Source organism: Geobacillus sp. ZGt-1, assembly GCF_001026865.1.
GTDB classification, from domain to species: domain Bacteria; phylum Bacillota; class Bacilli; order Bacillales; family Anoxybacillaceae; genus Geobacillus; species Geobacillus thermoleovorans.
Window position 1 is genome coordinate 163476 of sequence record NZ_LDPD01000013.1, and the last position, 18441, is coordinate 181916.

The 18441-nt window shown below is 55.5% G+C and carries 20 protein-coding genes; 19 read left to right on the top strand and 1 reads right to left on the bottom strand.

Features of this window, described 5'->3' with window-relative positions; genetic code table 11:
- From rlmN to spoVM, 7 genes are all read left to right on the top strand, one after another.
- Nucleotides 1-637 (top strand): 23S rRNA (adenine(2503)-C(2))-methyltransferase RlmN (gene rlmN, locus VU18_RS19350; protein ID WP_236687290.1); only part of this gene is annotated, 637 nt, incomplete at its 5' end.
- Between the two features lie 5 nt (nucleotides 638-642).
- Nucleotides 643-1392: a Stp1/IreP family PP2C-type Ser/Thr phosphatase gene (locus VU18_RS05030; protein WP_011230675.1), complete on the top strand. Its 750-nt coding sequence runs from the start codon at nucleotides 643-645 to the stop codon at nucleotides 1390-1392.
- A gap of 5 nt (nucleotides 1393-1397) precedes the next feature.
- Complete coding sequence (gene pknB / locus VU18_RS05035; RefSeq protein ID WP_011230676.1) at nucleotides 1398-3368, top strand: Stk1 family PASTA domain-containing Ser/Thr kinase; 1971 nt, start codon at nucleotides 1398-1400, stop codon at nucleotides 3366-3368.
- Nucleotides 3369-3372: 4 nt separating this feature from the next.
- A complete protein-coding gene (gene rsgA, locus VU18_RS05040; protein ID WP_014195416.1) occupies nucleotides 3373-4254 on the top strand; it encodes a ribosome small subunit-dependent GTPase A in 882 nt (293 codons plus the stop codon).
- A 2-nt stretch (nucleotides 4255-4256) separates the two neighbouring features.
- Complete coding sequence (gene rpe / locus VU18_RS05045; protein ID WP_014195417.1) at nucleotides 4257-4913, top strand: ribulose-phosphate 3-epimerase; 657 nt, start codon at nucleotides 4257-4259, stop codon at nucleotides 4911-4913.
- Between the two features lie 109 nt (nucleotides 4914-5022).
- The gene (locus VU18_RS05050; protein WP_011230679.1) at nucleotides 5023-5673 is read left to right on the top strand and encodes a thiamine diphosphokinase; all 651 of its coding nucleotides are present in this window, start codon (nucleotides 5023-5025) and stop codon (nucleotides 5671-5673) included.
- An 81-nt stretch (nucleotides 5674-5754) separates the two neighbouring features.
- Nucleotides 5755-5835 (top strand): stage V sporulation protein SpoVM, encoded by an 81-nt coding sequence (gene spoVM, locus VU18_RS05055; RefSeq protein ID WP_011230680.1) that lies wholly within the window; start codon nucleotides 5755-5757, stop codon nucleotides 5833-5835.
- An 88-nt stretch (nucleotides 5836-5923) separates the two neighbouring features.
- Here the strand turns inward: spoVM and rpmB are convergent, their stop codons facing one another.
- On the bottom strand, nucleotides 5924-6109 hold the full coding sequence (rpmB, locus tag VU18_RS05060) for a 50S ribosomal protein L28 (RefSeq protein ID WP_011230681.1): 186 nt from the start codon (nucleotides 6107-6109) through the stop codon (nucleotides 5924-5926).
- Between the two features lie 228 nt (nucleotides 6110-6337).
- Between rpmB and VU18_RS05065 the strand changes: the two genes are divergently transcribed.
- The 12 genes from VU18_RS05065 to VU18_RS19355 form a co-directional block, all read left to right on the top strand.
- Nucleotides 6338-6700 carry an Asp23/Gls24 family envelope stress response protein gene (locus tag VU18_RS05065; RefSeq protein ID WP_011230682.1) on the top strand — a complete coding sequence of 121 codons (363 nt, stop codon included), beginning with the start codon at nucleotides 6338-6340 and terminating at the stop codon, nucleotides 6698-6700.
- Nucleotides 6701-6717: 17 nt separating this feature from the next.
- Nucleotides 6718-8388 carry a DAK2 domain-containing protein gene (locus VU18_RS05070; protein ID WP_047757741.1) on the top strand — a complete coding sequence of 557 codons (1671 nt, stop codon included), beginning with the start codon at nucleotides 6718-6720 and terminating at the stop codon, nucleotides 8386-8388.
- 73 nt (nucleotides 8389-8461) lie between these two features.
- On the top strand, nucleotides 8462-9124 hold the full coding sequence (gene sdaAB / locus VU18_RS05075; RefSeq protein WP_023634005.1) for an L-serine ammonia-lyase, iron-sulfur-dependent subunit beta: 663 nt from the start codon (nucleotides 8462-8464) through the stop codon (nucleotides 9122-9124).
- 73 nt (nucleotides 9125-9197) lie between these two features.
- Nucleotides 9198-10082, top strand: a complete 885-nt coding sequence (sdaAA, locus tag VU18_RS05080) for an L-serine ammonia-lyase, iron-sulfur-dependent, subunit alpha (RefSeq protein ID WP_011230685.1) — start codon at nucleotides 9198-9200, stop codon at nucleotides 10080-10082.
- The gene (gene recG / locus VU18_RS05085; RefSeq protein ID WP_023634006.1) at nucleotides 10079-12127 is read left to right on the top strand and encodes an ATP-dependent DNA helicase RecG; all 2049 of its coding nucleotides are present in this window, start codon (nucleotides 10079-10081) and stop codon (nucleotides 12125-12127) included. The genes sdaAA and recG overlap by 4 nt, the downstream gene beginning before the upstream one ends.
- A gap of 299 nt (nucleotides 12128-12426) precedes the next feature.
- A complete protein-coding gene (gene fapR, locus VU18_RS05090) occupies nucleotides 12427-13023 on the top strand; it encodes a transcription factor FapR (protein ID WP_011230687.1) in 597 nt (198 codons plus the stop codon).
- Nucleotides 13007-13990, top strand: a complete 984-nt coding sequence (gene plsX, locus VU18_RS05095; protein WP_023634007.1) for a phosphate acyltransferase PlsX — start codon at nucleotides 13007-13009, stop codon at nucleotides 13988-13990. Before fapR ends, plsX begins: the two co-directional genes overlap by 17 nt.
- Nucleotides 13991-14011: 21 nt before the next feature.
- A complete protein-coding gene (fabD, locus tag VU18_RS05100; RefSeq protein WP_021321695.1) occupies nucleotides 14012-14953 on the top strand; it encodes an ACP S-malonyltransferase in 942 nt (313 codons plus the stop codon).
- Nucleotides 14954-14957: 4 nt separating this feature from the next.
- Nucleotides 14958-15701 (top strand): 3-oxoacyl-[acyl-carrier-protein] reductase, encoded by a 744-nt coding sequence (gene fabG, locus VU18_RS05105; protein ID WP_013523380.1) that lies wholly within the window; start codon nucleotides 14958-14960, stop codon nucleotides 15699-15701.
- A gap of 61 nt (nucleotides 15702-15762) precedes the next feature.
- Nucleotides 15763-15996: an acyl carrier protein gene (locus tag VU18_RS05110; RefSeq protein WP_011230691.1), complete on the top strand. Its 234-nt coding sequence runs from the start codon at nucleotides 15763-15765 to the stop codon at nucleotides 15994-15996.
- A 179-nt stretch (nucleotides 15997-16175) separates the two neighbouring features.
- Nucleotides 16176-16916, top strand: a complete 741-nt coding sequence (gene rnc / locus VU18_RS05115; RefSeq protein ID WP_011230692.1) for a ribonuclease III — start codon at nucleotides 16176-16178, stop codon at nucleotides 16914-16916.
- A gap of 228 nt (nucleotides 16917-17144) precedes the next feature.
- Nucleotides 17145-18441: chromosome segregation SMC family protein (locus VU18_RS19355; protein ID WP_047757803.1), on the top strand; the 1297-nt coding region annotated here is incomplete at its 3' end.

Sequence of the window (18441 nt, forward strand, 5' to 3'; positions counted from 1 at the left end):
AGTCGTGCAAGTGCAAAAGGCGCTCGATGACACGAATGAACGCGTCAGCAGCATCGTCGTCATGGGCATCGGCGAGCCGTTCGACAACTACGATGCGCTCATCAAGTTTTTGCGCATCGTCAATCACCCAAAAGGGTTGAACATTGGCGCCCGCCATATCACCGTTTCCACCAGCGGCATCATCCCAAAAATTTACCAATTTGCCGATGAAGGAATGCAAATCAACTTCGCCATTTCGTTGCATGCACCGACGAATGAGCTGCGGACGAAACTCATGCCGATCAATAAAGCGTACCCGCTGCCCAAGTTGATGGAGGCGGTTCGGTATTACATTGAAAAAACCGGCCGGCGCGTGACGTTTGAATACGGATTGTTCGGCGGGGTGAACGACCAGCTTGAGCACGCCGAGCAGTTGGCCGAGCTGATTAAAGGGCTGAAATGCCATGTGAATTTGATTCCGGTTAACTACGTGCCGGAGCGCAACTATGTGCGCACGCCGCGCAGCCAAATTTTCGCCTTTGAACGGGCGTTGAAAAAACATGGAATCAATGTCACCATTCGCCGCGAACATGGACACGACATCGATGCCGCCTGCGGACAGCTTCGCGCGAAGGAGCGAAAAGAGGAGACGAGGTGAATCGGATGCGAGCCGTTTTCCGAACTGACATCGGCCAAATTCGCGAACATAACGAAGACAGCGGCGGCGTATTTGTCAATCAAAGCGGCCAATATTTAGCGGTCGTCGCTGACGGGATGGGCGGCCATCGCGCCGGTGATGTGGCCAGTTCCATGGCGGTGGCGTATTTGCAGGAGCGATGGGAGAAAGAGAGTAGCCTTGCTTCACCGGCTGAGGCGGAGCAATGGCTCAAGACGCAAATTGCGGCGGCGAACGAACAACTGTTTCGCCATGCCTGTTCCCACCCGGAATGTCAAGGAATGGGGACGACGGTCGTCGCCGCCGTTTGCGCTAATTCGTTTGCGACGGTTGCCCATATCGGCGACAGCCGCTGCTACGTGCTCAACAAAAGCGGAATTCAGCAGCTGACCGACGACCATTCGTTGGTCAATGAGCTCGTCAAAAGCGGGCAACTTTCGAAAGAAGCGGCTGAGCATCATCCGCGCAAAAACGTGCTGTTGCGGGCGCTTGGCACGGAACCGGCGGTGAAAATCGACGTGAAAACAGTGGCGCTCGACGAGGGCGACATGTTGTTGTTATGTTCGGACGGGTTGTCCAATAAAGTGCCGGAAGCGGACATGATACATATTTTGACGGGTGCCGGCACGCTGGAAGAGAAGGCGGAGGCGCTTATCCAGCTCGCCAACGGGCGGGGCGGAGAAGACAACATTTCGCTGGCGGTCATCGATGTTTCAGCGGAACGTGAAGGTGGGTGATCGGCGTGCTCATTGGAAAGCGATTGAATGACCGCTATAAAATCATCAGCCTCATCGGCGGCGGCGGCATGGCCAACGTGTATTTGGCCCGCGATATGATTTTGGAACGCGATGTTGCTGTCAAAGTGCTCCGCCTTGATTTTGCCAATGATGATCAGTTCATCAAACGGTTCCGCCGCGAGGCGCAAGCGGCGACGAGCTTAAACCATGAACATATCGTCTCCATTTATGACGTCGGCGAAGAGGAAGGCGTCTATTACATCGTCATGGAATATGTGCGCGGCGCGACGCTGAAGCAATACATCCAGCAGCACGCTCCGCTTCCGGTCGAACGGGCGCTTGGCATCATGGACCAGCTGACATCAGCGATCGCCCATGCCCATGAGAACGGCATCATCCATCGCGACATTAAACCGCAAAACATTTTGCTTGATGAGCACGGCAATGTGAAAGTGACCGACTTCGGCATCGCTGTGGCGATGAGCGGCACGACGATCACGCAGACCAACTCTGTGCTCGGTTCGGTTCATTATTTGTCGCCGGAGCAGGCGCGCGGGGGCATCGCTACTGAAAAATCGGACATTTATTCACTCGGCATTGTCATGTTTGAACTCGTCACCGGTCGGCTGCCGTTTTCCGGCGAATCAGCCGTTTCGATCGTGTTGAAGCACTTGCAGGCGGAAACGCCGTCGCCGAAGGCGTGGAATCCGGACATCCCGCAAAGTGTGGAAAACATTATTTTAAAAGCGACGGCGAAAGACCCGTTTTACCGCTACCAATCCGCGCGCGAAATGAACGAGGACATTCGGACAGCGCTGGATCCAAGGCGGCGCAATGAGCCGAAATTTACCATACCCGATGACGATGAGGAAGCGACGAAAGCCATTCCGATGATCAAACATGCGGAAAGCGCGGCGTTGGAGCAAGAGACGCTTGTGTACGAGGAAAAAACGAGCGAACCGGTTCATACGACGGGCGAACCGAAACCGAAGCGGAAACGGGTATGGATTGCCTGGCTTGTGGCTGCCTTGCTGTTCATTGGAGCTGCCGGCATCAGCGCGGTCACATGGATTCCGGACCTCATTTTTCCAAAAGAAGTGACGATGCCGAACGTGGTCAACAAAAACTATGATGACGCTGTTGAACAGCTGTCGTCGCTCGGTTTGGAAATCAAAGATACGATCGATGTAGAAGATGATCAAATCGAAGAAGGAAAAGTCGTGCGCACCGATCCAGAAGCCGGCATGACGGTGAAGAAAGGTGCCGGCGTCATTATTTATAAAAGCATTGGAAAAAAGAAAATCGAATTTCCAAGCTTCATTGGCGATGATATTGCTGCGGCGGAGGAGGAGCTGCGCGCCGAAGGATTTACCCGCATCACACGCAGCGGCCGCTACAGCGACAAGCCGGAAGGGACGATTTTGGATCAATACCCGTACGCCGGTGATGAAGTCGTGCCTGATGAAACGGAAGTGATGTTCACCGTCAGCCTCGGGCCGGAGAAGGTCACCGTTAAAGATTTGACTGGCTATACGGAAAAAAGCGTGCGCGACTACGGCGCGGATCAAGGGCTGCGCATTGACGTGAAGTACGAGTATTCGGACGAGGTGCCAGAAGGGCTTGTCATTTCGCAAACTCCAGCGGCGAACGAGCGGGTAAAAAAAGGGGAAACCATCACAGTCGTCATTTCCCGCGGGCCGGAGCCGAAGCCGTCCAAAACGGTAGTGAAAGAGATTATGATCCCATATGAACCGGCGATGCCGGGGCAAATGGTTGAAGCCCAGCTTTACATCCAAGATGCCACCCACAATATGTCAACGCCATACAAAACATACCGGCTGACGGCGCCAGCGACCGAGATGGTCGAGTTTGAAATTCCATATGGGGAGACCGCTTATTACCGCGTCATTGTCAACAATGTCGTCAAAGAGGAAGGATCGATCCCGTACCCAGAAAATAACGGAAAAAAGGGGTGAGGCTATGGCGGAAGGGCAAATCATTAAGGCGTTAAGCGGATTTTATTACGTCCTGTCCGAAGGCCGCGTGTTCCAATGCCGCGGGCGCGGTGTGTTCCGCAAGAAAAAAGTGACGCCGCTCGTCGGCGACCGCGTCGTTTTTCAGGCGACGAGCGAAACGGAAGGCTATATTTTGGAGATTGGCGAGCGGCAAAATGAGCTTGTGCGGCCGCCGATTGCCAACGTCGAACAGGCGATTTTAGTCTTTTCGGCTGTAAGCCCGGACTTCAGCGCCAAGCTGCTCGACCGCTTTCTTGTCTTGGTTGAATCGAAACGCATCACGCCGATCATTGTCATCAGCAAAATCGATTTGTTGGATGGCGAATCAAAAGAAGAGATTGCCCGCTACGTGCATGATTACCGGCGCATCGGCTACGACGTGATTGAAACGTCAGCAGTGACCAAGGGCGGCCTCGATGAACTGGCGTTGCGCCTTCGCGGCCGCGTCTCAGTCGTCGCCGGGCAGTCCGGCGTCGGCAAATCGTCCCTATTAAACGCGCTCCGTCCGGATTTGCGGTTGAAAACGGGCGACATTTCCACCCATTTAGGGCGCGGCAAGCATACGACCCGCCATGTCGAACTGCTTGAGGTCGCCGGTGGGCTTGTCGCCGACACCCCAGGGTTTAGTGCACTTGAGTTCGACCAGATCGAGCTTGACGAATTGCCGCATTATTTTCCTGAATTCCGAACGTACGGGGAAGGGTGCAAGTTCCGCGGCTGCCTTCATATCGCCGAGCCGAAATGCGCTGTGCGTGAGGCGGTCGAGGCCGGGGAGATTCCGTCGTACCGCTATGACCACTACGTTAGTTTTGTTGCCGAAATGAAAGAACGAAAGCCGAGGTATTGAACATGATTCGAATTGCGCCATCGATTTTATCAGCCGATTTCGCCCGCCTGGCTGAGGAGATTCGTTCGGTCGAGGAAGGCGGGGCGGATTGGATTCACGTCGATATCATGGACGGGCATTTCGTGCCGAATTTAACGTTCGGGCCGCCGGTCGTGGCCGCCATTCGACCGGTGACGAAGCTGCCGCTTGACGTCCATTTGATGATCGCCGACCCGGACCGATACATTCCGGCGTTTGCGAAAGCGGGTGCGGATGTGATTTCCGTCCATGTTGAGGCGTGCGTGCATTTGCATCGGACGATTCATTTTATCAAAGAACAAGGCGTCAAAGCCGGGGTGGTGCTCAATCCGCATACACCGGTCGAGATGATCCGCCATGTGATCGGTGATGTCGATCTCGTCTTGTTGATGACGGTCAATCCAGGGTTTGGCGGACAGGCGTTCATTCCGGCGGTCGTGCCAAAAATCCGTGAGGTCGCCCGGATGGCCAGCGAACAAAATAAAGAGGTCGATATTGAGGTCGACGGCGGCATCAATGCGGAAACGGCGCCGCTTTGCGTGGAAGCCGGGGCGAACGTGCTTGTCGCCGGCTCGGCCATCTACAATGAACGGGATCGAGCCGCCGCCATTCGCACGCTTCGCGAAGTGTGCGCCAACTAGCCAAAAAGGCAGCGCCGCTTTTGCCATCTTATCGAGCCGCAGGGTGATGAGAGCAAAGAAAAGGACGGAAGATGGCCGCCTCGGCCCTTGCTGAAAGGGGGAAACGCATGTGTTGATCCATATTGTCGGCGGCGGTCCGCGCCACCTTCTTCCCGATTTGCGCTCGTATGATGGGAACGATGTGCAGTGGGTCGGCGTCGACCGCGGTACGAAAGCGCTGCTGGATTTCGGACTCCGTCCGGTGCGGGCGTTTGGCGATTTTGATTCGCTGCCGGCAGAGGAGGTCAAGCGGCTAAGGGAGATGCTGCCGGAGCTTGACATTTGGCCGGCGGAAAAAGATAAAACGGATATGGAGATCGCTCTTGACTGGGCGGTTAGGCAGACAGATGGGGCCATCCGTCTGTTTGGGGCGACCGGCGGGCGGCTTGACCATTTGTTTGGCAACGTTGAGCTGCTGTTAAAGTACGCCGGGCGGCCCATTGAACTCATCGACCGGCAAAACGTGCTCACCGTCCATCTGCCCGGCGTGCATACGGTTGCGCGCGACGATCGATACCGCTATGTGTCATACATCCCGATTTCCGAAACGGTGGCGGAGCTTACGCTTACCGGATTTAAATATCCGCTAACAAACTGTCATATTTCCCGCGGTTCGACATTATGTATTAGTAACGAACTTATCCAATCTTCCGGTACTTTTTCGTTTTCAGAAGGCATATTAATGATGATAAGGAGCAGCGATTTTGCCGGCTGCCCGTAGTCGCGCTTGGCTTATGACGGAATATAATGGATAAGGAAATGGCGGGAAGCTCGTTATGATCGGTGTGAGGAGGGAATCGGGATGAAGTTTTATACGATCAAGCTGCCGAGATTTTTAGGCGGAATCGTGCGGGCGGTGTTGAACGCATTTAAAAAAGGATAAGAAAAAAGCACCATTTTTGGTGCTTTTTTGTTGCCGCCGAACAAAAGGAGGGTTGCAACCTTTTGGGCGGCTTCTTTTCGTTAGGCCGTTAGACGCGTTTCACTTTTCCAGATTTCAGCGCGCGCGCCGAAACCCAAACGCGTTTCGGTTTGCCGTCAACTAAAATGCGCACTTTTTGCAAGTTGGCTTTCCATGTGCGGCGGCTGGCGTTCATGGCATGCGAACGCGAGTTGCCGAACGATTTCTTCTTGCCGGTAATGAAGCACTTCGCCATCGTTTTTCCCTCCTTGCTTTCACATCCCTCTAAAAACACTATTATAATTTACCATACAACTGTAGGGATTGCAATAGACGTGCGGTTTTCTTTCAAGAAACTGTTCTTGACATATATTTCAGTTTTCGGCTAAATAATACTAGTGGGCGGACGGGAAGCGCTTTGAAAACAGAAAGCGTTATAGTACAATAGGGGTAGCTGTGCGAGATACGCAAAGGGGGAACGAGCATGTCGATCGAATGGCAAACGAAATACGGGCGCATCGAAGTCGCCAATGAAGTCATTGCGATGATCGCGGGGGGAGCTGCCGTCGATTGCTACGGCATTGTCGGAATGGCGTCGAAAAACCAAATTCGCGATGGGCTGTCGGAAATTTTGCGCCGGGAGAATTTTTCCAAAGGGGTTATTGTCCGCGAAGAAAACGGCGAGGTACATATCGATATGTACATCATCGTCAGCTACGGAACGAAAATTTCCGAAGTCGCTCATAACGTGCAGTCGAAAGTGAAGTACACGCTCGATCAGACGCTCGGGCTGGCGGTTCAGTCGATCAATATTTACGTTCAAGGGGTTCGGGTGTCAAACCCGTAGTAAGGAGGAGTTAGCCGGTGACAATGAGGACGCTTGACGGAAGACGATTTGCCGATATGGTGCAGCAAGGGGCCGCACATTTGGCGAACAACGCCAAGACGGTCGATGCGCTGAACGTCTTTCCGGTTCCAGATGGCGATACAGGAACAAACATGAACTTGTCGATGACGTCCGGGGCGAAAGAAGTGAAGGCGAATGCCTCCGACCATATCGGCAACGTCGCCGCGGCGCTGGCAAAAGGGCTGTTGATGGGGGCGCGCGGCAATTCCGGCGTCATTTTGTCGCAGCTGTTCCGCGGATTTGCCAAGGCAGTCGAAGGCAAACAAGCGGTGAACAGCTTCGAATTCGCCGCCGCTTTGCAGGCGGGGGTGGACACAGCCTATAAGGCGGGGATGAAGCCGGTTGAGGGGACGATCCTCACCGTTGCCAAAGAAGCGGCGCGCAAGGCGGTGGAGGTGGCAAAAAAAGAACGCGACGTGATCGCCGTGATGGAAGCGGCGCTCGCCGAGGCGAAAGCGGCGCTGCAGCGCACACCCGAATTGCTCCCGATCTTAAAGGAAGTCGGTGTCGTCGACAGCGGCGGTCAAGGGCTCGTATACATCTATGAAGGGTTTCTTGCTGCTTTGAAAGGAGAAATCGTGAGCGCCGCACGCGCTGAGGCGCGGATGGACGATCTAGTGAAAATGGTGCACCATCAAAGCGCGCAAAGCCATATTCATGCCGATGAGATCGAGTTTGGCTACTGTACGGAATTTATGGTCCGTTTTGAGCCGGAAAAGCTGGCCGAGCACCCGTTTTCCGAAGAAACGTTCCGCCGCGAGTTAAGCCAGTTCGGCGACTCCTTGCTCGTTGTCGCGGATGAAGAGCTTGTTAAGGTGCACATCCATTCGGAAACGCCGGGTGAGGTGCTGACATACGGTCAACGCTACGGCAGCTTGATCAATATTAAAATTGAAAACATGCGCGAACAACATGCCAACATCGTCGGCAAGGAGGCAAAAACGCTTCCTGGCGTTGCCAAAGAGGAAGCAAAGCCGTACGGCATCGTCGCCGTCGCCATGGGCGCTGGCGTGGCTGAACTGTTTCGGAGCATCGGTGCACACGCCATCATTGAAGGTGGGCAAACGATGAACCCGAGCACGGAAGAAATCGCTGACGCCATCCGCCTCGCCAACGCGGAAACGGTGTTTGTGCTGCCAAACAACAAAAACATTGTGATGGCGGCAAAACAAGCGGCGGAGCTTTCCGAACAGCGGGTGATCGTCATCCCGTCGAAAACGGTTCCGCAAGGTCTGGCGGCGCTCTTGGCGTTCAATCCGGCGCAATCGGCCGAGCAAAATGAGCGGGCGATGACGGCGGCGCTGTCGCGAGTGAAAACGGGGCAAGTGACATTTTCCGTGCGCGATACGACGATTGACGGCATCGAGATTCAAAAGGGCGATTACATGGGGTTATGGGATGACCGCATTATTGCCGCTGACAAAGACAAACTCGCCGTAACGAAGCGGCTGCTTGATGCGCTCATTGATGAAGAAAGCGAAATCGTGACCATTTTGTACGGCGAAGACGCAACGGAGATCGATGTGGAAACAGTCGTTGCCTATTTGGAAACAAAACATGACGGGGTCGAAGTGGAAGTGCATAACGGAAAGCAGCCGCTGTATCCATTTATCATTTCCGTCGAATAATATGTTAGAATAATAGAAGGGAGCATTCCCTTCTATTTTTCTTATTTTTCTGTTTTGTGGAGGAATAGCGGAGATGAAATACAAAAGCGTCTTTGATATCATTGGCCCGGTGATGGTCGGGCCGTCAAGTTCACATACGGCCGGGGCGGTGCGCATCGGTTTGGTTGCGCGCAAGTTGTTTGGCCGAAAGCCGACGTGGGCGCGTATTTCGTTTTACGGCTCATTTGCCGAAACGTATCGGGGGCATGGCACCGACGTTGCCATTGTCGCCGGGCTGCTTGGGTTTGACACGTTCGATGAACGTCTTCCGAATGCGCTTGAGATCGCCCGAGCGGAAGGTGTAGATGTGTCGTTTTTCGCCGAGGAGGCGATTCCGCATCATCCGAATACGGCGCGCCTGCGGATTGGCGATGATGAAGGCGAGCTTGAGCTCGTCGGCATTTCGATCGGCGGCGGCAAAATCGAAATCGTCGAATTGAATGGGTTTGCCTTGAAGCTGTCTGGCCACCATCCGGCGCTGCTCATTATGCATAATGACCGGTATGGGACGATTGGGGCGGTGGCTTCGGTGTTGGCGAAACAGAAAATCAACATCGGCCATATGGAAGTGTCGCGCAAGGAGAAAGGGAAAGAGGCGCTCATGGCGATCGAAGTTGACCAGCCGTTGACCGATGATCTGATTCAAGAATTGGAGCAGCTGCCGAACATCATTCAAGTGGCGAAGCTTGCGGATTGAAAAGAAATCGGTTTCATGTTGATGTGCATCAAAGAAGATAAGCCATGATGGAGAGAGGACAGGTGGGAATCAAATGTTTCGCAATGTGGCTGAACTTGTGGCGTTGGCCGAAAAGGACAGCATCAAAATCGCTGAAGTGATGATTCGTCAGGAAGTGGAAGTGAGCGGGCGAAGCCGGGAAGAGGTGATCGCGCAAATGGATCACCATCTAGCCGTCATGGAGCGCGCCGTCGAGAGGGGACTCGAAGGGGTTGTGTCCCGCTCCGGATTGACGGGCGGAGATGCGGTGCGGATGCAGCGTTATATTGAGGGCGGCCGTTTTTTGTCCGGAGAGACGATTTTAGACGCCGTCAGCAAAGCCATGGCGACCAACGAAGTGAACGCAGCGATGGGCGTCATTTGCGCCACGCCGACGGCTGGGGCGGCCGGCGTCGTCCCGGGGACGCTGTTTGCCGTGAAAGAGAAGCTGCGGCCGACAAGAATGGAAATGATTGAGTTTTTGTTTACAGCCGGGGCGTTTGGCTACATTGTCGCCAACAACGCCTCGATTTCCGGCGCCGCCGGCGGCTGTCAAGCCGAAGTTGGGTCGGCGGCCGGCATGGCCGCCGCGGCGCTGGTTGAGCTGGCCGGTGGGACGCCTGCTCAAGCGGCCGAAGCGATGGCCATCGCCTTAAAAAATATGTTGGGATTAGTATGCGACCCGGTTGCTGGCCTGGTCGAAGTGCCGTGCGTCAAGCGGAACGCGATGGGGGCGGCGAACGCCATGATCGCTGCGGATATGGCGCTAGCCGGCATTAAAAGCCGCATCCCGTGCGATGAAGTGATTGAAGCGATGTATCGCATCGGTGCAGCCATGCCGGTGGCGCTCAAAGAAACGGCGCAAGGGGGGTTGGCCGCGACGCCGACTGGCCGCGCCATTGCGGCCCGCATTTTCGGCGCTTCTGCGGCATCGAAGTGAACGAAGCGATGCAGCAGCCGGTGACGGCGGTCAAAGGCATCGGTGAAGAGACGGCGGCGGCGCTTGCCGACATCGGCATCGCGACGGTCGGTGAGCTGCTTGCGTACGCCCCGTACCGCTATGATGATTACGAACAAAAAGATTTGGCCGCCGTCCGCCATGAAGAAAAAGTGACAGTGGAAGGAAAAGTATACAGCGCCCCGCTGTTGACGTATTACGGAAAGAAAAAATCGCGCCTTTCCTTCCGCATGCTGGCCGATCGCTACTTGATCACCGTCGTTTGTTTCAACCGTCCCTATTTGAAGGAAAAAATCGCCCTGAACGAGACGGTGACGGTGATCGGCAAATGGGACCGGCATCGGCAAACGATCAACGCCTACGAGCTTCGGTTCGGACCGGCTCCGGAGACCACCGGCATCGAGCCGGTTTACTCCGTGCGCAGCCCACTGACGGTGAAAACGATGCGCCGGTTGATGAAAGCGGCGTTCGAACAGTTTGGCGAGCACATTCCCGACCCGTTGCCGCCCGCTTTGCGCCGCGCTTATCGCCTTGTCGACAAACAAGAAGCGCTCCGCGCCCTTCATTTTCCGCGCACGCGCGAAGAATTGCATCAGGCGCGGCGCCGGCTCATCTATGAGGAGTTTTTGTTGTACCAGCTGAAAATGCAGGCGCTCCGTCGATTGATGCGCGATGAGCGGCGCGGCGTCGTTCATTCGTTTTCTGAAGAGCGGCTTTCGTCCTTTCTTTCCGGATTGCCGTTTGTCTTGACGAACGCCCAGCGCCGTGTCATCGGCGAAATTTTGGCGGACATGCGCTCGCCGCGGCAAATGAACCGGCTTTTGCAAGGCGACGTCGGTTCTGGCAAGACGGTCGTTGCCGCTGTCGCTCTTTACGCCGCCGCTTTGTCCGGATTTCAAGGAGCGCTGATGGTGCCGACGGAAATTCTGGCTGAACAGCACGCCCGCTCGCTCGCCGAGCTGTTTGCCGATACGGATGTGACGATCGCGCTCTTGACAAGCTCAGTGAAGGGAAAGCAGCGCAAAGCGGTGCTTGCCGAACTGGAAGAAGGAACAATTGATATCGTCGTAGGCACGCACGCCTTGATTCAAGAAGGAGTGCAGTTTCGCCGGCTCGGCCTCGTTATTACGGACGAGCAGCACCGGTTTGGTGTCGAACAGCGCCGCGTTTTGCGTGAGAAAGGGCATGCACCGGATGTATTGATGATGACGGCGACGCCGATTCCGCGCACACTCGCCATTACGGCGTTCGGCGACATGGACGTATCGGTGCTCGATGAAATGCCGGCCGGACGAAAAAAAGTCGAGACGTATTGGGTGAAGCATCATCAGTTCTCCCGCGTGCTCGATTTTATCGAAAAGGAATTGCGCCGTGGTCATCAGGCGTATGTCATCTGTCCGCTCATTGAGGAGTCGGACAAATTGGATGTGCAAAACGCCATCGATGTCCATAGCCAGCTTGTCCATTATTATCGCGGGAAATATGAGATCGGCTTGATGCACGGCCGGCTGTCGGCCGACGAAAAAGAACGCGTCATGAGGGCGTTCAGCGAAAACCGCATCCATGTGCTCGTCTCGACGACGGTCGTTGAAGTCGGCGTGAATGTACCGAATGCGACGGTGATGGTCATTTACGACGCCGAACGGTTTGGCCTCGCCCAGCTCCATCAGCTGCGCGGGCGGGTCGGGCGCGGCGACGCCCAGTCGTACTGCATTTTGATCGCCGACCCGAAATCGGAAGTCGGCAAAGAACGAATGCGCATCATGACGGAAACGGCCGATGGGTTTGTGTTGGCCGAAAAAGATTTGGAGCTGCGCGGTCCGGGCGATTTTTTCGGTACAAAACAAAGCGGGCTCCCGGAATTCCGCTACGGCGATCCAGTGCATGATTACCGCATTTTGGAAGTCGCCCGCCGCGATGCCGCCAAGCTCGTTTCCTCGGCCGCGTTTTGGCGCGATGAGGCGTACGCCGGGCTGCGCGCCGAGCTGGAAACGTCCGGCATACTCGATGGGGAAAAGCTAGATTAATAGACAGGGGAGGAGGCGCCGGCGCATTCGCGCCCCGCTGTTTTTTATGGTAATTGATTTTTTGGCCAGTGAAAGCCTATATTTTTATTGTTCGGACGGAGGAGGCAGGAGATGCCTGTCCCACTATTTCGTTTGTGAGCCTCGAGGATGGAGCAGAAAGCCGTTTGGCGAGGGGGGCGTCGGATCCACAGCGGCCGACAGCATGTGGCGCTGTTCATTTTTTGTGCTTGCATTTCGTTTTTTGATATTATATATTACTTTTAGTACCTAGTCATAAAATCGGACGGTGTCACGAATCGATGAGAAAAAGCAAACGCGAACGGCAACGGTTGTTGCAGGAGACGATCCGGGAAAACCCGTTTATCACCGATGAAGAGCTCGCCGAAAAATTTTCGGTCAGCGTGCAGACGATCCGCCTTGATCGGCTTGAGCTGTCGATTCCCGAACTGCGTGAGCGCATCAAGAATGTCGCCCGCCAGTCGTTCGCTGATAAAGTGCGGGCGTTGCCGCTTGAAGAAGTGATCGGCGACATTATTGACATCGAGCCGGATGCGAGCGCCATTTCGATTTTCGATGTGAAAGAGGAGCACGTCTTTCGGCGCACCCGCATCGCCCGCGGCCATCATTTGTTCGCTCAGGCCAACTCGCTTGCCGTCGCTGTCATCCATGATGAACTGGCGCTGACAGCGAAAGCGACCATTCGTTTTGTGCGCCAAGTGAAAGAAGGGGAGCGGGTCGTAGCCAAAGCGAAAGTGACCGGAAAAACGGCGCACGGGCGCACAATCGTCGAGGTGAACAGCTACGTCGGCCAGGAGCTCGTCTTTTCTGGTACGTTTGAAATGTATCGTTCAAACATAGAGAAAAAGGATGGGGACAGCAATGAATATCGCGGTTGATGCCATGGGTGGAGACCATGCCCCGGGCGAAATCGTGCGCGGGGCGCTTATGGCCGCCGCCCATTTCCCTGACATCGAGATTACGCTGATTGGCGATGAAGAGAAAATTCGCCCGCATGTGACGGGTGAAGAGCGCATTTCGGTCATCCACACCGACGAAGTGATCGAAGCAGATGATGAGCCGGTGCGGGCAGTGCGGCGCAAAAAGAACTCGTCGATGGTGCGCATGGCGGAAGAAGTGAAAGAAGGGCGCGCCGCTGCCTGCATTTCCGCCGGCAATACCGGGGCGCTCATGGCAGCCGGACTGTTTGTCGTCGGGCGGGCAGCCGGCATCGACCGCCCGGCGCTCGCCCCGACGCTGCCGACGTTGGATGGGCGCGGCTTTGTCTTTCTGGATGTCGGCGCCAACGTCGATGCAAAGCCGGAACATTTGCAGCAATACGCTTTGATGGGACATGTGTACGCAAAGAACGTGCGCGGCGTCGAAAAACCGCGCATCGGCTTGCTGAACGTCGGAACGGAAGACCAAAAAGGAAACGAAACAACGAAACGGGCGTTTGCCTTGCTCAAGGAAACGAACCTTCATTTCATCGGCAATGTCGAAGCGCGCGATCTGCTGCAAGGAGTGGCTGATGTTGTCGTCGCCGACGGCTTTGCCGGCAATGTTGCGTTAAAAACGATTGAAGGGACGGCGCTGGCGCTCTTTTCCTTGCTCAAGCAGACGCTGACAAGCGGCGTCGCGGCGAAGCTGGCCGCCGCCGTCCTCAAGCCAAAGCTCGCCGGGCTGAAAAAAATGATGGACTACTCGGAGTATGGCGGCGCGGCGCTGTTTGGCTTAAATGCTCCGGTCATTAAAGCGCACGGGTCGTCCGATGCGAACGCCATCTTCCACGCCATCCGCCAGGCGCGAGAGATGGTGGTTCATGATGTCATCGGCACGATCAGAGCGGAGCTGGAACGGGCATAATCGGTAAAGGAGGAATCAAAAATGGGGAAAATCGCCTTTTTATTTCCTGGCCAAGGATCGCAGACGGTCGGCATGGCGAAAGACGCTGCCGAGCATGACGACCGCGCCCGTGCCGTCATCGCGGAGGCTGACGAGCGGCTTGGATTCGCGCTTTCCAAGCTCATGTTCAACGGACCGCAAGAAGAGCTGACGTTGACATATAACGCCCAGCCGGCGCTCTTGACCGCCAGCATCGCCTTGCTCCAGCTTGTCGACGGCGCTGGGCTGAAAGCGGACTATGTTGCCGGCCACAGCTTAGGCGAATATACGGCGCTTGTCGCCGCCGGCGCCATGTCGTTTGCCGATGCCGTCTACGCGGTGCGCCGCCGCGGTGAGCTGATGGATGAAGCGGTGCCGGCCGGTGAAGGGACGATGGCGGCGGTGCTTGGGATGGACGCTGATGCGCTTGAAGCAGTGACAAATGAAATCGCCGCCCAAGGCGATCCGGTCGAGCCGGCCAACTTCAACTGCCCGGGGCAAATTGTCATCTCCGGCTCGAAAGCCGGAGTGGAAAAAGCGGCTCAGCTTTTGAAAGAACGCGGCGCCAAACGCGTCATTCCGCTTGAGGTGAGCGGTCCGTTCCACTCCGCTCTCATGAAGCCGGCGGCAGAAAAACTGAAAGCGGTTCTTGACAGTTTGGTGATTCGTGACGCCGTCATTCCGGTCGTCGCCAATGTGACTGCTGAGCCGGTGACGAAAAAAGAGGACATCGCCCGCCTTCTCATTGAACAACTGTATTCGCCGGTGCGTTGGGAGCAGTCGGTGCGCACGCTTCTTTCGCTTGGCGTCGACACGTTTGTCGAAATCGGTCCGGGAAAAGTGTTGTCCGGCCTTGTGAAAAAAATCGACCGCAACGCCCGCGTTTATGCGGTGAACGATCTTGCTTCCTTCGAAGCGACCGTTGCGGTGCTGAAAGGGGAATAAAGCGATGCTCGAAGGAAAAATTGCTCTTGTGACCGGGGCGTCGCGCGGCATTGGCCGGGCGGTCGCTCTGGAGCTTGCCCGCCAAGGGGCGAACGTTGCCGTCAATTACGCCGGCAGCGAGGCGAAAGCGAATGAAGTTGTCGAGGCCATCCGCTCGCTCGGCCGCGAAGCGATCGCCGTGCAGGCGGACGTCGCCCGCGCTGAAGATGTTGAGCGCATGGTGAAAACGACGATTGACCATTTTGGCCGCCTCGATATTTTGGTCAACAACGCCGGCATTACACGCGACAATTTATTGATGCGGATGAAAGAAGAAGAATGGGATGCCGTGATTAACACGAACTTAAAAGGAGTATTTCTTTGTACGAAGGCGGCAACGCGCCCGATGATGAAGCAGCGCTATGGGCGGATCGTCAACATTGCTTCGGTCGTCGGCGTGATCGGCAATCCGGGGCAGGCGAACTATGTCGCCGCCAAGGCCGGCGTCATCGGGCTGACGAAGACGGCGGCGCGCGAACTCGCCAGCCGCAACATCACCGTTAACGCCGTCGCACCAGGATTCATTACGACCGATATGACCGAAGCGCTCAGCCCGGAGCTGAAGGCGGAAATGTTAAAGCAAATTCCGCTCGCCCGCTTTGGCGAGCCGGATGATGTCGCCCGCGTCGTCGCTTTCCTCGCTTCCGACGCCGCGAGCTACATGACTGGACAGACGCTTCATGTTGACGGCGGCATGGTGATGCCGTAAGAAAAACAGCGCTAGTATTTTTTCTGCCAATCGACTATAATCATGAAGGGAGGTGAACGCAATGGCCGATGTATTGGAACGTGTAACGAAAATCATCGTTGACCGGCTGGGGGTTGACGAATCGCAAGTGACGCTCGAAGCGTCGTTTAAGGACGACCTGGGCGCTGACTCGCTCGACATCGTCGAACTCGTCATGGAACTTGAAGATGAATTCAACATGGAAATTTCCGATGAAGAGGCGGAAAAAATCGTCACAGTCGGAGACGCTGTGAACTACATAAAAAGTCGTCTGTAATGCTGCTTTTTTGCAAAGTCCCGTTGCTTCGAACGGGGCTTTCTCTGCTTTTTCAGGGATGCTCGGCGGGCCTTGCGGAAAAAAGCGCACGATTCCCGCTCGCGTAGCGGACCGGAGAACGGATATAATAGAAGAAGACACGGCCATTTTGTTCTGGAACGAAGTCGGAGGGCATTTTTATGTCAAAACAAAAAGATAAAGAGCGCATCCATGAAAAGAGGCGGGCGAAGTTTCAAGAGCTGCAAAACAAAATCGGCATCACCTTTCGAAACGAAAAGCTGTTGATTCAAGCGTTCACCCATTCATCGTATGTGAATGAGCATCGGCGGCGGCTTCACGAAGACAATGAACGGCTTGAGTTTTTAGGCGATGCCGTGCTGGAGCTGACCGTTTCTCAATATTTATTTCAAAAGTTCCCGCATATGAGCGAGGGGCAATTGACGAAGCTGAGGGCGGCCATCGTCTGCGAGCCGTCGCTTGTGAAATTTGCCAACGCCCTGTCGTTCGGCGAGCTCGTCTTGCTCGGCAAAGGCGAGGAGCTGACCGGCGGGCGGACGCGTCCGGCGCTCTTGGCAGACGTCTTTGAGGCGTTCATCGGCGCTTTGTATTTGGATCAAGGAATGGACGCGGTCATCCGCTTTTTGGAGAAAACGATGTTTCCGAAAATTGATGAAGGTGCTTTTTCTCATGTGATGGATTTTAAAAGCCAGCTGCAGGAATTGGTGCAGCGGGACGGCAGCGGAACGCTTGAATACGCCATTTTGGAGGAAAAAGGTCCGGCCCACAACAAGGAGTTTGTCGCCCGCGTAGCGTTAAACGGCCAAGAGCTTGGCATCGGCGTCGGCCGCTCGAAAAAGGAAGCCGAACAACATGCGGCGCAAATGGCGCTCGAAACGTTGCGGGCTGCCGATCAGCAGTGAAGGCTGGCGCTGTTACGTCAGTCTTTTTTCTGTGAACGTGCGAAGGGATGGAGAGCAAACGCTGCTCATGGGTGTTTCGATGAACATGCGCGCCTTGAGCGGGGGAAGAAAGGCGTTTTTTTCGATAGCTCATATGGTAGGATGAAAAGATCGAACGTCTCGGTTTCCAAAAAGGGCTCCGGGGTGTTTGTGGTGGATCACAGTGGAAAGATGGTGAGGCGTCATACCATGTTCCTGAAACGATTGGATGTGATCGGCTTTAAATCGTTCGCCGACCGTGTATCGATCGAGTTTGTCCCTGGTGTGACGGCGGTCGTCGGTCCGAACGGGAGCGGCAAAAGCAACATTACCGATGCGATCCGTTGGGTGCTCGGTGAGCAATCAGCAAAATCGTTGCGCGGGGCGAAAATGGAAGACGTCATCTTCGCCGGCAGCGAATCGCGCAAGCCGCTCAATGTGGCTGAAGTGACGATCACACTCGACAATGAAGACGGCTTTTTGCCGCTTGAGTACCAGGAAGTGAGCGTGACCCGGCGCGTCTATCGCTCGGGGGAGAGCGAGTTTTTCATCAACCGCCAGCCGTGCCGTTTGAAAGACATCGTCGATTTGTTTCTCGATTCCGGGCTCGGCAAGGAGGCGTTTTCCATCATCGGCCAAGGCCGGGTCGAAGAGATTTTAAGCAGCAAACCGGAAGAGCGGCGCACGATTTTTGAAGAAGCGGCCGGCGTGTTGAAGTACAAGCTGCGGAAAAAAAAGGCGGAGGCGAAGCTAGCGGAGACGCAAGACAACTTGCACCGCGTCAACGATATTTTGCACGAGCTCGAACAGCAGCTTGAGCCGCTCCGCATGCAGGCGTCGCTCGCCAAAGAGTTTTTGGAAAAACGCGAAGAGCTCGAGCGATTTGAAGTGGTGCTGATGGTTCACGACATCGAGCAGCTGCGCGGGCAATGGAATGAGTTGAAGGAAGCGCTTGATGGGCACCAGCGGGACGAAGTGGCGCTGGCGGCGGCGTTGCAGAAAATGGAAGCCCAAATCGAACAGCTCCGCGATCAAATGACCGCCATTGACGAATCGATCGACGGTTTGCAGCAAGTGCTTCTTTTAGCCAGCGAAGAGCTTGAGAAGCTCGAAGGGCGGAAAGAAGTATTGAAAGAGAGAAAAAAGCATGCCGCGAGGCGAAAAGCGCAGCTGGACGACATAACGGCTGCACTGGCTGCGAAACGGCGCCGCTTGACGGAGCAGCTGCATGCCGAGCGGGAGGAACTCGCCCGGCTTGAGGCGGGCGCCGCAGCGCTCGAGCGGGAGCTGAAAGAAAAACAGGCTTTGTTTTCGGCGCATGAAGCCGACATTGAAGAAGAAATCGAGCGGCGAAAAGGTGATTACATCGACCTTGTTCATGAACAGGCGGCGTTGAAAAACGAACGCGCACATGTGGAGCAGGCGCTTGGCAAGCTGCATGCCAAACGGACGGCGCTCGATGAAGCGAACCGCCGCCATCTCGCCGAACGTGAACAGCTCGAGCAGA

Excerpts from the sequence above, each read along its gene's own strand:
- VU18_RS05030 (WP_011230675.1), top strand. The coding sequence starts at position 643 with ATGCGAGCCGTTTTCCGAACTGACATCGGCCAAATTCGCGAACATAAC.
- rsgA (WP_014195416.1), top strand. The coding sequence starts at position 3,373 with ATGGCGGAAGGGCAAATCATTAAGGCGTTAAGCGGATTTTATTACGTC.
- rpe (WP_014195417.1), top strand. The coding sequence starts at position 4,257 with ATGATTCGAATTGCGCCATCGATTTTATCAGCCGATTTCGCCCGCCTG.
- spoVM (WP_011230680.1), top strand. The coding sequence starts at position 5,755 with ATGAAGTTTTATACGATCAAGCTGCCGAGATTTTTAGGCGGAATCGTG.
- rpmB (WP_011230681.1), bottom strand. The coding sequence starts at position 6,109 with ATGGCGAAGTGCTTCATTACCGGCAAGAAGAAATCGTTCGGCAACTCG.
- VU18_RS05065 (WP_011230682.1), top strand. The coding sequence starts at position 6,338 with ATGTCGATCGAATGGCAAACGAAATACGGGCGCATCGAAGTCGCCAAT.
- sdaAB (WP_023634005.1), top strand. The coding sequence starts at position 8,462 with ATGAAATACAAAAGCGTCTTTGATATCATTGGCCCGGTGATGGTCGGG.
- sdaAA (WP_011230685.1), top strand. The coding sequence starts at position 9,198 with ATGTTTCGCAATGTGGCTGAACTTGTGGCGTTGGCCGAAAAGGACAGC.
- fapR (WP_011230687.1), top strand. The coding sequence starts at position 12,427 with ATGAGAAAAAGCAAACGCGAACGGCAACGGTTGTTGCAGGAGACGATC.
- plsX (WP_023634007.1), top strand. The coding sequence starts at position 13,007 with ATGAATATCGCGGTTGATGCCATGGGTGGAGACCATGCCCCGGGCGAA.
- fabD (WP_021321695.1), top strand. The coding sequence starts at position 14,012 with ATGGGGAAAATCGCCTTTTTATTTCCTGGCCAAGGATCGCAGACGGTC.
- fabG (WP_013523380.1), top strand. The coding sequence starts at position 14,958 with ATGCTCGAAGGAAAAATTGCTCTTGTGACCGGGGCGTCGCGCGGCATT.
- VU18_RS05110 (WP_011230691.1), top strand. The coding sequence starts at position 15,763 with ATGGCCGATGTATTGGAACGTGTAACGAAAATCATCGTTGACCGGCTG.
- rnc (WP_011230692.1), top strand. The coding sequence starts at position 16,176 with ATGTCAAAACAAAAAGATAAAGAGCGCATCCATGAAAAGAGGCGGGCG.